This window comes from Acidovorax sp. Root275 (genome assembly GCF_001428965.1).
In the GTDB taxonomy this organism is placed as follows: Bacteria; Pseudomonadota; Gammaproteobacteria; order Burkholderiales; family Burkholderiaceae_C; genus Acidovorax; species Acidovorax radicis.
Genome location: NZ_LMJH01000001.1, coordinates 511835 through 527832, shown reverse-complemented (window position 1 = coordinate 527832; position 15998 = coordinate 511835). Strand labels below are relative to the sequence as shown.

14 protein-coding genes and 3 tRNA genes are annotated in these 15998 nt (G+C 60.9%); 9 read left to right on the top strand and 8 right to left on the bottom strand.

Translation table 11 applies throughout. The annotated features are described in order from the left end of the window. Window positions 1-135: 135 nt before the first annotated feature. On the bottom strand, window positions 136-1887 hold the full coding sequence (ybaL, locus tag ASE52_RS02455; protein ID WP_057223538.1) for a YbaL family putative K(+) efflux transporter: 1752 nt from the start codon (window positions 1885-1887) through the stop codon (window positions 136-138). A 206-nt stretch (window positions 1888-2093) separates the two neighbouring features. Here ybaL and ASE52_RS02450 point away from each other — a divergent pair. From ASE52_RS02450 to ASE52_RS02415, 9 genes are all read left to right on the top strand, one after another. Continuing rightward, window positions 2094-2170, top strand: a tRNA-Arg gene (locus ASE52_RS02450). A gap of 175 nt (window positions 2171-2345) precedes the next feature. After that, entirely contained in the window at window positions 2346-3590 is a 1245-nt protein-coding gene (locus ASE52_RS02445; protein WP_057223536.1) for an integrase arm-type DNA-binding domain-containing protein, read from the top strand. A gap of 104 nt (window positions 3591-3694) precedes the next feature. Continuing rightward, the gene (locus ASE52_RS25445) at window positions 3695-4288 is read left to right on the top strand and encodes a hypothetical protein (RefSeq protein ID WP_140426123.1); all 594 of its coding nucleotides are present in this window, start codon (window positions 3695-3697) and stop codon (window positions 4286-4288) included. Between the two features lie 102 nt (window positions 4289-4390). Next, a complete protein-coding gene (locus ASE52_RS02440; protein ID WP_057223534.1) occupies window positions 4391-4633 on the top strand; it encodes an AlpA family phage regulatory protein in 243 nt (80 codons plus the stop codon). An 11-nt stretch (window positions 4634-4644) separates the two neighbouring features. Beyond that, complete coding sequence (locus tag ASE52_RS02435) at window positions 4645-4947, top strand: helix-turn-helix domain-containing protein (protein ID WP_158004137.1); 303 nt, start codon at window positions 4645-4647, stop codon at window positions 4945-4947. Then, window positions 4931-7342, top strand: coding sequence for a DUF3987 domain-containing protein (locus tag ASE52_RS24880; RefSeq protein ID WP_082606732.1), 2412 nt, complete (start codon window positions 4931-4933; stop codon window positions 7340-7342). The genes ASE52_RS02435 and ASE52_RS24880 overlap by 17 nt, the downstream gene beginning before the upstream one ends. A 191-nt stretch (window positions 7343-7533) precedes the next feature. After that, window positions 7534-7824, top strand: coding sequence for a hypothetical protein (locus tag ASE52_RS02425; protein ID WP_057223530.1), 291 nt, complete (start codon window positions 7534-7536; stop codon window positions 7822-7824). Continuing rightward, window positions 7821-8513, top strand: coding sequence for a hypothetical protein (locus ASE52_RS02420; protein ID WP_057223528.1), 693 nt, complete (start codon window positions 7821-7823; stop codon window positions 8511-8513). Before ASE52_RS02425 ends, ASE52_RS02420 begins: the two co-directional genes overlap by 4 nt. 744 nt (window positions 8514-9257) lie before the next feature. Further along, window positions 9258-9740, top strand: coding sequence for a hypothetical protein (locus ASE52_RS02415; protein WP_140426121.1), 483 nt, complete (start codon window positions 9258-9260; stop codon window positions 9738-9740). A gap of 327 nt (window positions 9741-10067) precedes the next feature. Here the strand turns inward: ASE52_RS02415 and ASE52_RS02410 are convergent, their stop codons facing one another. The 7 genes from ASE52_RS02410 to uvrC all read right to left on the bottom strand — a co-directional run bounded on the left by ASE52_RS02410 (window position 10068) and on the right by uvrC (window position 15954). Next, window positions 10068-10271 carry a hypothetical protein gene (locus tag ASE52_RS02410; protein ID WP_010460906.1) on the bottom strand — a complete coding sequence of 68 codons (204 nt, stop codon included), beginning with the start codon at window positions 10269-10271 and terminating at the stop codon, window positions 10068-10070. Window positions 10272-10461: 190 nt separating this feature from the next. Then, window positions 10462-10537 (bottom strand) — tRNA-His (locus ASE52_RS02405). A 49-nt stretch (window positions 10538-10586) separates the two neighbouring features. Then, entirely contained in the window at window positions 10587-12518 is a 1932-nt protein-coding gene (locus ASE52_RS02400) for a SurA N-terminal domain-containing protein (protein WP_057223523.1), read from the bottom strand. A gap of 60 nt (window positions 12519-12578) precedes the next feature. After that, window positions 12579-12654, bottom strand: a tRNA-Val gene (locus ASE52_RS02395). 15 nt (window positions 12655-12669) lie between these two features. After that, complete coding sequence (locus ASE52_RS02390) at window positions 12670-12942, bottom strand: HU family DNA-binding protein (protein WP_008906675.1); 273 nt, start codon at window positions 12940-12942, stop codon at window positions 12670-12672. A gap of 366 nt (window positions 12943-13308) precedes the next feature. Then, window positions 13309-13875: a CDP-diacylglycerol--glycerol-3-phosphate 3-phosphatidyltransferase gene (gene pgsA / locus ASE52_RS02385; protein ID WP_010460895.1), complete on the bottom strand. Its 567-nt coding sequence runs from the start codon at window positions 13873-13875 to the stop codon at window positions 13309-13311. Between the two features lie 45 nt (window positions 13876-13920). After that, the gene (gene uvrC / locus ASE52_RS02380) at window positions 13921-15954 is read right to left on the bottom strand and encodes an excinuclease ABC subunit UvrC (RefSeq protein ID WP_241776898.1); all 2034 of its coding nucleotides are present in this window, start codon (window positions 15952-15954) and stop codon (window positions 13921-13923) included. Window positions 15955-15998 lie beyond the last annotated feature (44 nt).

Sequence of the window (15998 nt, the reverse complement as noted above, 5' to 3'; positions counted from 1 at the left end):
GCAAGCGCGCGGGAAGGCGTAGGAGCTGGGCCGACCCGATTGAGCGTGCAATCACAGTCACCATCGACAGTCACTATAAAATTAGTAGCTATCAGCGCTTATCTATCAAGCGCCAACAGCCAAAAATACTGTAATTCAGACCCGACTGTGTAGCGATGCAGGGCTGGTGTGTCGCGCACGGCGTGCTTCGGTACGCTCCAGCACATGGTGGGCCATGGCCTGGGCCAGCGCTTCATCGGCCAGAAACACCGTGCTGTCGCACTCCTGTGCAAGCCGCCGCGCCTCATCTCCACTGTGGCTGCGCACCACGGTTTCGATATGGGGGTTCAGTGTGCGCGCGGTGGTGATGATCTGCCGCACATTCAGGGTATCTGGCGTTGCAATGACCAGCATGGCGGCCCGGGCGATATGCGCCTGTATCAGGACGGCAGGGTCCACGGCGTCCCCAAAAACTGCCGCGATGCCAGACTCCCGCAACGACTCCACCAGTTCACGGTTTTGCTCGGCCACCACAAACGGGATGTCGTTGGCCACCAGCAGGTTGGCAACGCGGCGTCCCACCCTGCCGTACCCCACCAAAACCACCTGCCGTGCAAGATAGCGGGCGTCAGTGCTCATGGGCAGTTCGGCCAGGGGATCGTCACGCTGCTCTAGCCGCCGCGCCAGTGCCGAGCGAGCCCGCAGCCAAGCCTGCAACGGTGCAATGGCATGAAAGAGCATCGGATTGAGCGCCATCGAAATCAGCGCCCCTGCCAGCACCAGGCTGGCCCCTTCGGGTGGCAGCAGCCCCAGGGAGGAGCCCAGCGCCACCAGAATGAAAGAGAACTCCCCAATCTGGGCCAGGCTTGCGGAAACCGTCAGCGCCGTATTGAGTGGGTAGCGAAATGCCAGCACCAGCGCGGCAGCCGCCAGCGTCTTGCCCAGCATGATGATCGCCACCACCGCCAGCACCTGAAACGGCCGGTCCCACAGCACGGCGGGATCAAACAGCATGCCCACCGAGACAAAAAACAGCACGGCAAAAGCGTCGCGCAGCGGCAAGGACTCTTGCGCAGCCCGGTGACTGAACTCCGACTCGCGCATCACCATGCCTGCGAAAAAAGCCCCCAGCGCAAACGACACCCCAAACAGCGCAGCAGACCCAAACGCAATGCCCACCGCAGCCGCCACGACGCACAGCGTGAACAGTTCCCGCGACCCCGTGCGCGCCACCTGCCAGAGCACCCAGGGAAACAGGCGGCGCCCCACCAGCAGCATCAGCGCAACAAAGCCCCCGACCTGCAGCAACGTCCATCCCAGAGTCTTCCACAGCGCCGTGCCGTCCACGCCCTGGGCCGTGGCACCCTCGCCCCCATTGCCGCCCAGCCAACCAGCCAGCGGCGGCAGCAATACCAGCACCAGCACCATGGCCAGGTCTTCCACCACCAGCCAGCCCACGGCAATCCGGCCTGTGTGGCTGTCCAGAATTCCCAGGGTTTCCAGGGCACGCAAAAGCACCACCGTGCTGGCCACCGAGAGCGCCAGGCCAAACACCAGAGCCCCGCCCAGACTCCAGCCCCACCATGTGGCCAAAGCCATGCCCAGCGCCGTGGCCACCATCATCTGCACTACGGCCCCAGGCACCGCAATCTTGCGCACGGCCAGCAGGTCACCCCAGGAGAAGTGCAGACCGACGCCGAACATCAGCAACATCACACCGATTTCGGCCAACTGGCTGGCCATCGCGGCATCCGCCACAAAGCCAGGTGTGTAAGGCCCGATGACCACGCCCGCCAGCAGATACCCGATCAACGCTGGCAACCGCAACCGAGTCGCCACAAAACCCAACGCCAGGGCCAGCCCGAGCGCGGCAGCGATGGTATGTATGAGCGTGACGCTGTGCGGCATGGTGCGGGCGACGGATCAAGGAAAACCGTTGGTGGGTATGTGACCTTGTTATACCCGCATCCGCCGTGCTTCTGCTACTGCCAATATCAGGATGGTCATCGCAGGGAAGGCTCCGGCCGCAGGTTATGATTCGCGCTCTGCGCCACGGCGCGGTTGCGGAACGCTCCGCAAAGCAAGTAAGCACATCTTCGCCGAAAGCCTGTTTACTGCCCGTAGCTCAACTGGATAGAGCAATAGCCTTCTAAGCTATAGGTCGGGGGTTCGAGTCCCTCCGGGCAGGCCAAAGTAGCATTTCAAACAGTCTCACACCCTCTCAGAACCCGCACGTTTCCTAGCGTTGCGGGTTTTTTGTTGTCTCAAGCCATTTCACTACGTACCATGAGATACCGTCAAAAAAACGGTATCTCTGACGGTATCTCTGAAGTACCGCACCCCAGATACCGTTAGCAGGGGAAGCAATGGCACTCACAGACACATTCGTTCGGCAGGTGAAGCACAGCGGCAAAGCCAGCGGGGACAAGTACGCCGATGGCGGGGGCATGTACCTGTTGGTCAAAGCCAGCGGCAGGTATTGGCGGATGGACTACACCCACGCAGAAAAACGCAAAACACTTGCATTAGGCGTGTACCCCGAAGTCTCTTTAGCCAAAGCCCGCAAGCGCCGTGACGACGCCCGCGAACTCCTGGCCGAAGGACTCGACCCCAGCGCAGCCAAGAAGGCCGAAAAGCTGGCAACCCGCGTAGCAGCAGCCAACACCTTTGAAGCCGTGGCCCGTGAATTCCACGCCACCCAGGCCAGCGGCTGGAGCCCCCGCTACGCGGCGCGGTGGATCGAGCGCATGGAGAAAGACCTGTTCCCGCACATTGGCAAGCTGACACTACCCGCCATCACCGCCCCGGTGCTGCTGGACGCACTGCGCAAGGTGGAAAAGCGCGGCGCCAACGAAACCGCCCACACCCTGCGCCAAACCGCCGGGCAGGTGTTCCGCTACGGTGTGCAGACGGGGCGCTGCGAACGCAGCCCCGTGACCGACCTGCACGGCGCCTTAAAGCCCATCGTGGTCAAGCACATGGCCGCCGTGCTGGAGCCTGCCAAGGCGGGCGAACTGCTGCGGGCCATAGACGGCTACACCGGCCAGCCCATGACCAAGGCGGCGCTGGCGCTGTCTGCCCTGCTCTTTCAGCGCCCCGGCAACATCCGGCAGATGGAATGGGCGTGGATCGACTTCGACAAAGCCCTGCTGACCATTCCATCGCAAGACATGAAGCGGCGGCTGGCCCAGAAGCTCAACGGCAGGCCGCACTTTGTACCCCTGGCACCGCAGGCCATCGCCATCCTGAAAGAGCTGCAGCCCTTCACCGGCCATGGCCGCTACGTGTTCCCCAGCCTGCGCACGGGCGAACGGGCCATGAGCGACAACACCATCAATGCAGCCCTTCGGCGCATGGGCTTTGCCTCCGACGAAATGAGCGCCCACGGGTTCCGGGCCATGGCGCGCACGCTGATGATTGAGCGCATCCACGGCATATCCGCCGATGTGATCGAAGCCCAACTGGCGCACGGCAAATCCGGGCCTCTGGGGACCGCCTACGACCGGGCGGAATTCATGGAGCAGCGGCGCAAGATGATGAAAGAGTGGGCGGATTATTTGGACAAGCTGCGCAAAGGGGCCGATGTGATCCCCTTGCATAGCGCGGCCTGATTCAACGCTGACCGATTCGCCAGCCCTAGGCTGATCCCCGAAAAACCGTTTCCCCTGACGGGCTGGGCTGGCACCTTTTTAGGGAGCACAAGGGAGCGCTATTCATGAACGAATCATTAGACGAATCAACGAAAAAATACCTCTATGAATTGATCCAAAGATCACTCCACGACAGCAAAAGCGATGCGGCTGAACTCTATAGATACCTCAGCGCAACTCAGAGCGAGATACAAACCGCAAGAGCACTCATGATGGACGTAGCGTTTGGCGTTCAGCCCGAAGAGCTACCACTCGACAACACCCGGCGAAATCAGCTGCTTCTACAAGTAGCTTTGGCCGACCTCATCGCAGATCGCATCCTGAGTGACCTGCAAGAAGATCATGATCTTGGATTCGTGATGCTTGGTGCGTGGCAATCGGTAGCCCAAATCAAAACTGCAGCAGGGAAATGCCTAGGGCTAGAGCTGCAAGCCGCAGATGCAAGTAAGTTGGAAAGAGCAATGAAAGCACAGCGCGCGGCGAATGCCCTTCACGACAAGGCAGGCGGCTCCCGAGAAAAGGCCCAAAAAATGCGCGAGCTTTGGGCGTCTGGCAAATATACAAACCGCGATAGATGCGCCGAAGAGGAGTGCGGGGCACTTGGGATGTCTTATGCATCCGCCAGAAAAGCCCTTAGAAATACCCCACCCGCTGGTTAGCCGGTGCAATGCAGAGGCTAGCCTGTGCACTGCATTAGGACTTCAAGCTAGGACTTGATCCAAAGACATTCAAGCCGTCACTTCTTCATAAGGCGGCAGTAAATGTCAATCCATATCGCAACTTTCGACAAGCTCCCAGACAGCGCATTCATCCGCGAGGCGCAACTGGTGCAGAGCCCCAAGCGCCCAGACAACCCAGCCCCCCTGCCCTTCAGCGCGCCCACGCTATGGCGTAAAGTAAAAGCAGGCACGTTCCCTAAGCCGCACCGCCTGTCTGAGCGCGTGACGGCATGGAAGGTGGGCGACGTGCGCGCATGGATCAACCAACACACCGCCGATGCGTAAAGGTGCACACCATGCACACCGACGCAACCAAGCGGCAGGCACTGGCCGAGATTCTGGCCGCGCATCCGGGCACCGACGCCACGGCGCAATGCACACGCATCCGGGCTGCGCTGGCCCGCTTTGCACTCAGCACGTTTGAGGCTTCACGCTATCTGGGCTGCTACGACCCGCGCGCACGGGTGATGCAACTGCGCTATGCCGGTGATGTGATCCGCACGCACTGGCAGACGGTAGAAACCGAAGGCGGCGGTAAACACCGCGTGGGGCTCTACGTGCTGGAACCCAAGGGGGGCAACCATGCAGAGCGCCATTGATGGATTCAGCACCGCCATGGAGGCGGCGGGCCTGCCACCACCGCCCACCATTGAGGCTGATGGAAGCCTGCACCGCTTCAACACCAGCGGCAAGCGTGGCGACGACTCGGGCTGGTATGTGCTGCACCCGGACGGCGTCGCGGCGGGCGTGTTTGGCTGCTGGCGCAATGGCTGGTCGCAGACCTGGAGCAGCAAGCCCGACACGGCGATGACCCAGGCCGAGCGCGACGCACACCGCCAGCGCATCAAGGCCATGAAGGCACAGCGCGATGCAGAGCAGGCCCAACGCCAGCAACAGGCCCGCCAGACAGCGGCAGCGCTGTGGCAGGCCGCAGCACCGGCAATGCAGCATGAGTACCTGGCACGCAAGGGCATACAGCCCAACGGCGCACGAAGTGACGGGCACCGGCTGGTGGTCCCCCTGCGCGATGTGGACGGCACATTGCACAGCCTGCAAACCATTGCACCCGATGGTGAAAAGCGCTTTCTGCCCGGCGGGCGGGTAGCAGGCTGCTATCACTCCATGGGCAAGCCCCAAGGCGTGCTGGTGGTGTGCGAGGGTTTCGCCACCGGGGCAAGCATCCATGAGGCCACACGGCACGCGGTGGCAGTGGCTTTCAACGCAGGCAACCTGCTGCCCGTGGCCCAGGCACTGCACGGCAAATACCCCGCACTGCGGATCATCGTGGCCGCCGACGATGACTGGCGCACCGATGGAAACCCCGGCCTGACGAAAGCCACCGAGGCGGCGCATGAGGTGGGCGGCGACCTCGCAAAACCTCACTTTGGCGACAGCCGCCCAGAGAAGGCGACGGACTTTAACGACCTGCACCAACTGCTGGGGCTGGATGCGGTGAAGGCGTGCATTGATAGTGCAGCGACGGCATCCACCGACAGCGGCTGGCCTGACCCGGTGCCCCTGCCCAGTGGCCTGCCGCCCGTGGCACCGTTTGATGCAGAGCTGCTGCCCGAGGCCCTGCGCGGCTGGGTGGCAGACATTGCAGACCGTATGCAGTGCCCGCCCGACTTCACAGCGGTGGGGGCTGTGGTGGCTCTATCCAGCCTGATCGGTGCGCGTGCGGTGGTCAAACCCAAGGCCCGCGACGATTGGGCAGTAACGCCCAACCTGTGGGGGGCCATCGTAGGCCGCCCTGGTGTGATGAAGTCGCCCGCACTGAGCGAGGTATTGAAGCCCCTGCAGCGCATTGAAAAAACAGAGCGGGAAAAATGGCAGGCCGCGCACGAAGCCTGGCAACTCGATTGCAAGGTGGCCGAGCTGGCCGCCAAGGCCAACGAAAAGCAGGCCGCAGCCCAGGCCGCCAAAGACCCGGCCAAAGCGCGGGCGCTGTTGCAGCCAGCGGACAACATGACACCAGAGCCCACCATGCGGCGCTACGTGGTCAACGATGCCACGGTGGAGAAACTGGCCGAGCTGCTGACCGTGAACCCATGGGGCACGCTGGTCTATCGCGATGAAATCCACGGCCTGCTGTGCAGCATGGACAAGCAGGGGCAGGAGGGTGCGCGGGGCTTCTATCTGACGGGCTATGACGGCAACCAGGGCCACGCTGTGGACCGCATCGGGCGCGGTGAATCGTTTGTGCCCCGCGTCTGTCTGGCAATGCTGGGCGGCATCCAGCCCGGCAAGGTGCAGAGCTACGTGCGCGACGCCGTGGCAGGTGGTGCGGGTGATGATGGCTTGCTGCAGCGCTTTGGGCTGATCGTGTGGCCGGATGTGCACCGCGAATTTGTCTATGTAGATCGGTGGCCCGACACCCCCGCCAAGCAGGCTGCATGGGCGGTGTTTGAACGCTTGAATCAACTGCAGACAGCCACGGACAGCGATGCACAGGAATGGCGCTTTACGCCCGATGCTCAAGCCTTGTTTGAGGAGTGGCTGATCCCGTTTGAAACAGAGCTACGCGGCGAAGAACTGCACCCGGCGCTGGTGTCGCACCTAGCCAAATACCGCAAGCTGGTGCCCGCCCTGGCGCTGATATTTGCCCTGGTGGACACGCCCGAAAGTGGACACCTGATCCATGAGCGCGAACTGATCCGCGCGTTAGCGTGGGCCGACTACCTGCGCACTCATGCCGAGCGCCTGTACGCCGCAGCGGTGATGCCAGAAACCAGCGCAGCCAAGCAACTGCTGGACAAGATCAAGGCGGGCAAGCTGGCCGACAGTGACGGGGCTTTGCTGAATGCCTTCACGCCCCGGCAGATCGCGGTGAAACACTGGGCAGGACTGGGCACGCCAGACGCAGTGCGCAAGGCCGCCGACCTGCTGGCCGACTATGGCTGGCTGGAACGCGAGGCAACGCCCAGCGGCACCACAGGCGGCAGACCCAGCGAACGCTACGTGCTGCACCCCCTGCTGGTGAAAGGCGGTGCGTGATGAAGTGGCTACAGCGCCTGAAATTGGCAACACACCCCAAAGCGGACGCTACGAAACCTACAGAACCGGGTTTCGTAGGTTTTGTAGCGTGCCCCGATGGGGCTTCTGAAAACTTTACAGCCCCGCAACAGCCTCCGGCCAACGAAGCGAACGCAGACCCTGACCGCTGGTGCTGGCCCCATGGCGCTGCGATGAACACGGCAGAGATTGACACCTTCACAGCGCGGCTGGCGCGCTTCACCGACAAGGGGCTGACCCTGGACGATGCCGAAGCGCTGGCCGACAAGCTGGTGACGCGGGACAGGGACAACGACAACCGCCGACTGTGCCTGGAGTGCGCCCATCTGCAATGCGTGAACTCATGGCGCTGCAGCAACTGGAAGCAGGCGGCCATCGGCACCCGCGCTGCGGACGCCGGGCTGGCGCATGGGCTGGTGGTAATGCTCCAGCACTGCACAGGATTCAAGGAGCAAGCACGATGAAGAAGAAGGCCCAGGCCCCGGCGGCGCCAAGTGGCAACCCCGACCCCAACACCCTGCAGCTACACAAAGACCCAGCGCAGACTGACGCCGCCCAGATCGCGGCAATGGCGCTGGGCAGCGTTGCGGCCAACGCGATGACTGCACGCACGTTCGCAAAGGGCACGTTTGGTGCGCTGGACGTGACCGAGTGCGTGATGACGCTCAAGAAGCGCGTGGACGCCACCCACGGCGGCGACCTCAAGCACGCAGAAACCACCCTCACGGCGCAGGCCGCAACACTGGACGCCATCTTTAACGAGATGGCCCGGCGGGCAGCGCTGAACATGGGCGAGTATCTGGACGCCACCGAGCGCTATATGCGGCTGGCACTCAAGGCCCAGGGCCAGTGCCGCGCCACGCTGGAGACACTGGCCGCCATCAAGAACCCGCCGGTGATCTTTGCCAAACAGGCCAACATTGCCCACGGGCCGCAACAGATCAACAACAAAACGACAACAAGAAACACCAGCACGCGCGCGAGAAAAACAGAAACACTGCAGAACGAACTATTAGAGGATTCAGGGCATGGCAGCACGCACATGGACGCAGGAGCAACGACAACGCCAGCGCGAGGCCATCCAGCGGTGGAAGCCATGGAATCAGTCCACAGGCCCCGTAAGCCTAGAAGGAAAAGCGGTGGCAGCGCGTAATGCTGACCGTGGTGGGCAGCGGGATGCCATGCGAAGGGCAATCAAAGAGCTGCGCGAAGCGCTGCGGGCGCAGCGTGATACGTTGAACGAAACGCAGCTAAGACACTGAGAACAGCCCTGCAAGAATGCAAGGGGCTCAACAGTTGCACCGTTTAAAAACCTAGTTGCAATACACCGACTGCCCAATGCGGTTGCAAGTGCTGGTCTTGCCATTCCCATGGTTAATATACGTTGAGTTGCCAATCGTGCTGGCACTGCTTCCGTTGCTCCCGTACGTCGTGTTTCCTATCTGCTGATAGCTATTTCCGTTGCTACCGTAGGTGGTGTTTCCGATCTGCTGGTAGCTGGTCCCATTGCTGCCGTAAGTGGTGTTTCCGATCTGTTGGTAGCTAGTTCCATTGCTCCCGTACGTCGTATTACCAATCTGTTGATACGTCTGCGCTTGGGCACCGAAAGCCAAGATTGCAGCAGCGGCTAGTAGCACAATTTTTGAGGGGTCATGAAAGCTCTCCTTTCACAGATCGTAACGGAACGTTTCAAATACACAAGCTATTTGAGCTCGTAACTCATTTGCGTGCGAGAGGAAACGGACACGGGGAGCGTGCAAAGTCTGAACTCGCGGCTTTGATGACACCCCGCCGACCCTCACTCGCAGAAAAAATCCCCCGTTTGAAAACAATCAAACGAAAATTCGCCAATCAACGATAGACACCGCTGGTGAGCCTACGCAGATTGGGAAAAAACGTGTACTTCAAAGCCATCTGCGCACTTAGCGCATTGCTCGCAACAGCGGGCGCACATTCGCAACAAGCGGACATCGCAACGTGCAGAAGTCCTGCAGGCAAGGTGTACCGACATTTCAGCGGCATTGTGGAAAAGGCGGATGCGGGGTGGTCAGATGAAAAAATCTCCGAGGGCGTATTGACGCTCGTGCGGACACCTACAGGCACGCTGGACATGCTATTCATCGATGTTCGCAACAAACCTATCAGCATGACGCAGGACGGCGCAAAGCTTGTGCTGCTCAGGTCATCCGACAGGTCAATTTCGATTCTTGCGCACTACCCGGGCGCGACCACGGAAATTTATTCGTTCTTTCAGGAAAAAGACGGTCGCAATAGGTACAGCGTTCTCACCAGCAGAACAGGCCCACAAACTGCAGTGGAGAAAAGTAGCGTAATGGTCGGCCTATGCGATCCGATCCGATTTGACCTGCTCCCGCGATAAGTGCGCGTGTAGGCACACGGGCGAAGGGACGACAAGAGCGACACCGAATCCGGCGTGGACTTACTGCAACGGAAAGGGGACGCTTTCGCAAATGACGGTACTTTTGACGGTACTTTTCCAAATCGAAAACATGAAACCTAGCATTCATGCGGGTTTCAAGCCACTATGTGAACTCCTCCGGGGCCAGCTCCCCCCGCTCAGCGGAGCCAACTGCTTTTCCCAACCCAACCACGCAACACGCTTCAAAAAGCAACGGCAACCCAGCCAACGCTTTTTAAGAGCCAGTTACCTGGGCGCACTAACTCGCGCACCAGAACACCTGAGGCACTACCGGTTTGGCTGCGGGACTGCCGCGTAGTTCATGGCAATTGCCTGCACCACTGCTCCAATGAGGGCGCCATCACTTGCACTCTGGGGCAAAACTTCTCGCACGATCTGGACCGCGTATTCGAGCTGCTCCTTGGCAAGGGCTGCAGACATGGCGTTGCCACGTTTCTCACTGGGCGACGCATCGCGGATCACAAGGCTCATTGAAGGCTCCAAAAAGATTTAAGGCACAGTATGCGCTGTGCACCATGCACTCCACCGTGCACAACCCGAATCACATCAAAGAAATGCAGTTCTCGGATTGGTCAGATGGTCGTTGCCCTTAGAGCGTCCTCATTTTGAAGCCCCAAAACAAAAAAGCGCCGCAACAATTGTTGCGGCGCTTTTTCTGATTTGGGGTGGCTGATGGGGCTCGAACCCACGACAACAGGAATCACAATCCTGGACTCTACCAACTGAGCTACAGCCACCGTAGCTTTGTATTATAGCTTGGGATTTTGATCCCTACAGCCAATTTACTTAATTTTCTGCAGCCGCTTGTACGGTGGCTGAAGGCCGAGGTGTCTTGATCTCGGCCTTGAAACGCTTTTTGAGCATCTCGTAATACGCCTGCCCTTCAGCGGACGCCCACCATTGCATGTATTGCTGGCGCTCCTGCTGCGCGCGCTGTCCTTCAGGGGCGGGACGAGGCACGATGCGGTTCACCTTCACCACGGCATAGCCGTCGGCCCCCAGGTCCACACCGACCCAGGCAGGAAGGGCATCCGCGGCTGGCGCATGCAATGCGGCATCAATCAAGGGCCGGGGCAGGTTCTGAACCTGTTCCCGTGAAATCTGCACAGAAGCGCCCAAGCCGCTGGCGCTTGCCGGGGTGGCCTTCCACGCTGCCAACTTGGTTTCGCCTTCCTTGCGGGCCAGCTCCGAAGCCTTCTGCCCGATATAGAGCTCACGCACACGAGCACGCACTTCGTCCAGGGGCAGGGTTTTGGCGGGGGTGTACTGCACCACACGGCCCGCAGCCAGCTGGCTCGGACCTACTTCCACGGCTTCGGTATTGCGCTTGTTCTGCAACGAATCCGAAGAGAAGAGTGCCTCCAGAAACTTGGGGTTGGCCAGCGGTCCGACTGCACCGGGCGCCGGCGCCCGGGTAACGCCGGAAACAGTCTGCACCTTGAGCTTGAGCTTCTCGGCCACCGGCTTGAGGCTGTCTGACTGTTCGTACACGCTATTGGTGAACGCCTCGGCCACTTCCGCAAATTTGCGCTGGGCCTGCTGCTGCTTGAGTTCTGCCTCCATGGTGGGACGCAGTTCTTCGAAGGAAGGCTGGCGCGGCGCCTTGATGTCGGTCAACTGGATGATGTGGTAGCCAAAATCGGTCTCCACAACATCGCTGATTTCGCCTTTCTTGAGGGCAAAGGCGGCCTCCTCAAACGGCTTGACCATGGCACCACGCCCGAAGAAATTCAGGTCCCCGCCTGCTGTGGCCGAACCCTTGTCGTCCGAAGCCTTCTTGGCCACGTCCGCAAACGTGGCTGGCGCCTTGCGCACCTGCGCCAGCAGTTCCGTGATGCGGGTCTTCGCCTTCTCGCGGTCCGCAGAAGAGGCATCCTTGGGGGCATTGATCAGGATGTGGCTGGCCCGACGTTCTTCTTTGCCGGCCATCCGCGCCACATTTTCCTTGTAGTAGGTGCGCAGATCGTCTTCATTGAGCGTGATTCCCGAACGCACGCTGTCGAGGTCCAGTACTACGTATTCCACCGCAGCCTGCTCCAGCTGCAGGAACTGGGCGGGATGCGCCTTGTAATAGGCCTCCAGATCCGCATCCGTGGTCGCGACCTTGGTCGAGAAGTCCGTGGATTTGAAACGTACTACCTGAATTTCTCGCTGCTCGTAAAGCGGGTCGAGTGCAAGCTTGACCTGGGTATTGGTGCTGAACGCTGTACCCATCACGCCACCGATGACCTGATTGATCGACAAGTCGCGGCGCACATTGGCCTCAAAACCTTCAGGCGTCAAACCTTGCGTACCCACCAATGCTCGGTAGGCTTCTGCGTCCAGCGTACCGTCAGCACGCTTGAGCCCGGCGATGGCGGGAATCTCCTGCAGGCTGCGCGCCAGGCGCGCATCACTCGTCACCAAGTGCATTTCCTTCGCCGCAGCAGCCAACACGCGGTCGCGTACCAGACGCTCCAGCGTGGCGTAGCGGGCCTGTGGCGAGTCAAGAAGCTTGGGATCGACCGAGGGAGACTGCGCACGCATGCGGTCAGTCTCCACGCGATGCGCGTTGTCCCAGTCGGTCTGGTTGATCTTGTCGCCATCGACACGTGCCACCACAGGGCTCTTTTCAGAGAAGTAGTTGCTGTCAATGCCTACCAGCACAAACGATGGAATGATCAGCAAGAACAATAAGATCATCACGATCTTGGAGTGCTTGCGGATGGATTCAAACATGGTCGATCTTTCAGAAGGCAAAAAACAAAAGGCGAACTTGCGTTCGCCTTTGTTCGGTGATGGTGGGTCCTGACGGTCTCGAACCGCCGACCTACTCCGTGTAAAGGAGCCGCTCTACCAACTGAGCTAAGGACCCCACCTAAACTGATCCTCAGTTCAAGGCATCTTTCAATGCCTTGCCAGGACGGAACTTCGGAACTTTAGCAGCTTTGATTTTAATCGTAGCGCCCGTACGGGGATTGCGGCCCGTGCGAGCAGCACGCTTGCCGACCGCAAAGGTACCGAAACCGACGAGCGAAACGGTGCCGCCCTTCTTCAGGGTCTTCTTGACGGCCTCGATCGTGGATTCCAGGGCACGAGCAGCAGCGGCCTTGGAGATGTCGGCGTTGGTAGCGATGTGCTCAATCAGTTCGGTTTTGTTCACAAGAAGCCTCTCGGAAAAGAGTTGATGGAATGTCTCGCGGATATCTGGTCTTCACACGTCCGAAAGCGCAGCCGAAGGCTGGTTGAAAACAGACGGGGGAATGACTGGCATACACAGCAGTGGCTGCTGCATCAGATTAAAGCCATCGAGTTTCCGGGTGTCAATACAACACGCTGGTTTGGCGCAGCGTTGGGGTGAATTCTAGTCGTATTTCACGCTGCGACAGGGCTTGTGGGGCGTTTTTGTCTCAAACACGCCGTATGGGCAGCACTCCGTATTGACACCCCAGTTCCGACAATGCAGCGAGGGCGATTGCACCTAGCATTCACACGCCGAAGCGCTGGGGGATGCGGAATCCACCCCGTGCTATTTCACACGCGCCCGGATTTCTGGCAGCGCCTTCTGCAGGTAATACACCATGGACCAGACCGTGAGCACCGCCGATGCCCAGATCAACCAGGTGCCCCACACCCCCGTGTCAATCACGCCAAACAGGCGGGCGTCGTACAGCAGGAACGGGATGGCCACCATCTGCACTGTGGTCTTGACCTTACCGATCATGTGCACGGCCACACTCTTGCTCGCGCCGATCTGCGCCATCCACTCGCGCAAGGCCGAGATCGCGATCTCGCGCCCGATGATGATGAGGGCCACAAATACATCGGCACGCTGCAGGTGCACCAGCACCAGGAGCGATGCACACACCAGAAATTTGTCGGCCACCGGGTCGAGGAAGGCTCCAAAGGACGAGGTCTGGTTGAGCTTGCGCGCCAGGTAGCCATCCAGCCAGTCGGTGGCGGCAAACACCACGAACATCACCGTCGCAATCAGGTTGCGAGTGGCCGGGTCCAGCGGCGCGTAGAACACTCCCACGATCAAAGGTATCGCGACGATGCGCGTCCAGGTCATCAAGGTGGGGATAGTCCAGAACATGGCGGCGATTGTGTCACGGCGCGGCAGCGGCGCTGTGGATAAGGCTTATCTCAACGCCCTATAAATTTCTTCCGCCAGTTCGCGCGAGATGCCATCCACCGTAACCAGGTCTTCCACACTGGCCGACGCCACCCCGCGCACCCCACCAAACCGCTGCAGCAACCGCGCCCGCTTCTTGGGCCCCACCCCCGCAATTTCTTCGAGCTGGCCACCGCCCACGCGCACCTTGGCGCGCGCAGCGCGCATGCCCGTGATGGCGAAGCGGTGGGCTTCATCACGGATCTGCGCCACCAGCATCAGCGCAGCCGAGTCCTTGCCCAGATAAACCTTCTCGCGCCCATCGGCAAACACCAGCTCTTCCAGGCCCACTTTTCGGCCTTCGCCCTTCTCGACACCCACAATGCGCGTCAAATCCAACCCCAGCGCGGTAAACACCTCGCGCGCCACGCCGACCTGGCCCTTGCCGCCATCGATGAGCACCAGGTCCGGCAGCCGCGCCACGCCTTTGGGCTTAGAGGGTTCTTCCCCTCCCGGCGCGGGGTTGACCGCAAAGTCGATGCCACCGGCTTCACGCGCCGCCTCGGCCACCTTGCTGTAGCGGCGCGTCAGCACCTGGCGCATGGCGGCGTAATCGTCGCCGCCGGTAATGCCTTCGATCTTGTAGCGGCGGTATTCGCTGCTTTGCATCTTGTGATGGTGGAACACCACGCACGATGCCTGGGTGGATTCGCCCGCCGTGTGCGAGATGTCGAAGCACTCGATGGTGAGCTGGTCGATGTCCTCGGGCGGCAGGTCCAGCGCCTCTACCAGTGCACGGGTGCGGGCTTGCTGCGAGCCTTCTTCGGCCAGAAGCCGGGCCAGTTGCAGGTCGGCGTTCTTCTGCGCCATGTCCAGCCAGGCGCGGCGTTGCTCGCGGGGCTGGTGGATCGCGGTCACGCGCACACCGGCCTGGTCGCCCATTGCCTCCAGCAGCGCCTTGTCCACCGGTTCGCTGGTGACCAGCACCGGCGGCACCGGCACACCGATGTAGTGCTGGGCGATGAAGGCCTCAAGCACCAGCACCTCGACCCGGCGAACGGGCCTGGCCGGCGCATTTTCATCGACAACCTCAGCCCCCTCGCCCCCCTCTTCCTCAAACACGGCAGCAGCGTCTTCCACATGCACCGGGAAATACGGCCGGTCTCCCAGATGCCGCCCACCGCGCACCATGGCCAGGTTCACACAGGCACGGCCGCCTTGCACGCGCACGGCCAGGATGTCCACATCCTTGTCGTCCGCAATCTCGATGGACTGCTGGTGCAGCACGCGCGACAGCGCCTGGATCTGGTTGCGCACCTCGGCGGCCTGCTCAAATTCGAGCTTGTCGGAGTGCGCCATCATGCGCGCCTCCATGGCTTGCAGTACCTCCTGCGTTTCGCCGCGCAGCAGCGCCTCGGCATGCGACACGTCGGCGGCATAGGCCTCGGGCGAGATCAGATCCACACACGGGCCGGTGCAGCGCTTGATCTGGAACAAAAGACAGGGCCGCGTGCGGTTAGCAAACACGGTGTCCTCGCAGGTGCGCAGTCGAAACACCTTCTGCAGCAGCTGGATGGTTTCCTTGACCGCCCAGGCGCTGGGGTACGGGCCGAAGTACCGATGGCGCTTGTCCACCGCACCCCGGTAATACGCTATCCGCGGAAACACCTGGCCGGGCGCATTGCCGCTGGCCGCAGGTGTGCCGGTGATCTTGAGATACGGATAGCTCTTGTCGTCCCTGAACAGGATGTTGAACTTGGGGTTCAGCGTCTTGATGAGGTTGTTTTCGAGCAGCAACGCCTCGGCCTCGGAGCGCACCACCGTCGTCTCCATGCGCACGATCTTGCTGACCATGTGGCCAATGCGGGTGCCGCCATGGTTCTTGGTGAAGTAGCTCGACACGCGCCGCTTGAGGTGGCGCGCCTTGCCCACATACAAGAGTGCGCCCTGGGCGTCGAAATAGCGGTAGACACCTGGCAGCGCAGGGAGCGCAGCCACTTGCGCCAGCAGTTCTTCGGAATGTACTCGGTCTTCGTCTTCGGCCATGGGAGCTATTGTCATGGCAATGCAAAGTGCCTTGCCCAGCAAAACACATCCCCACGCTG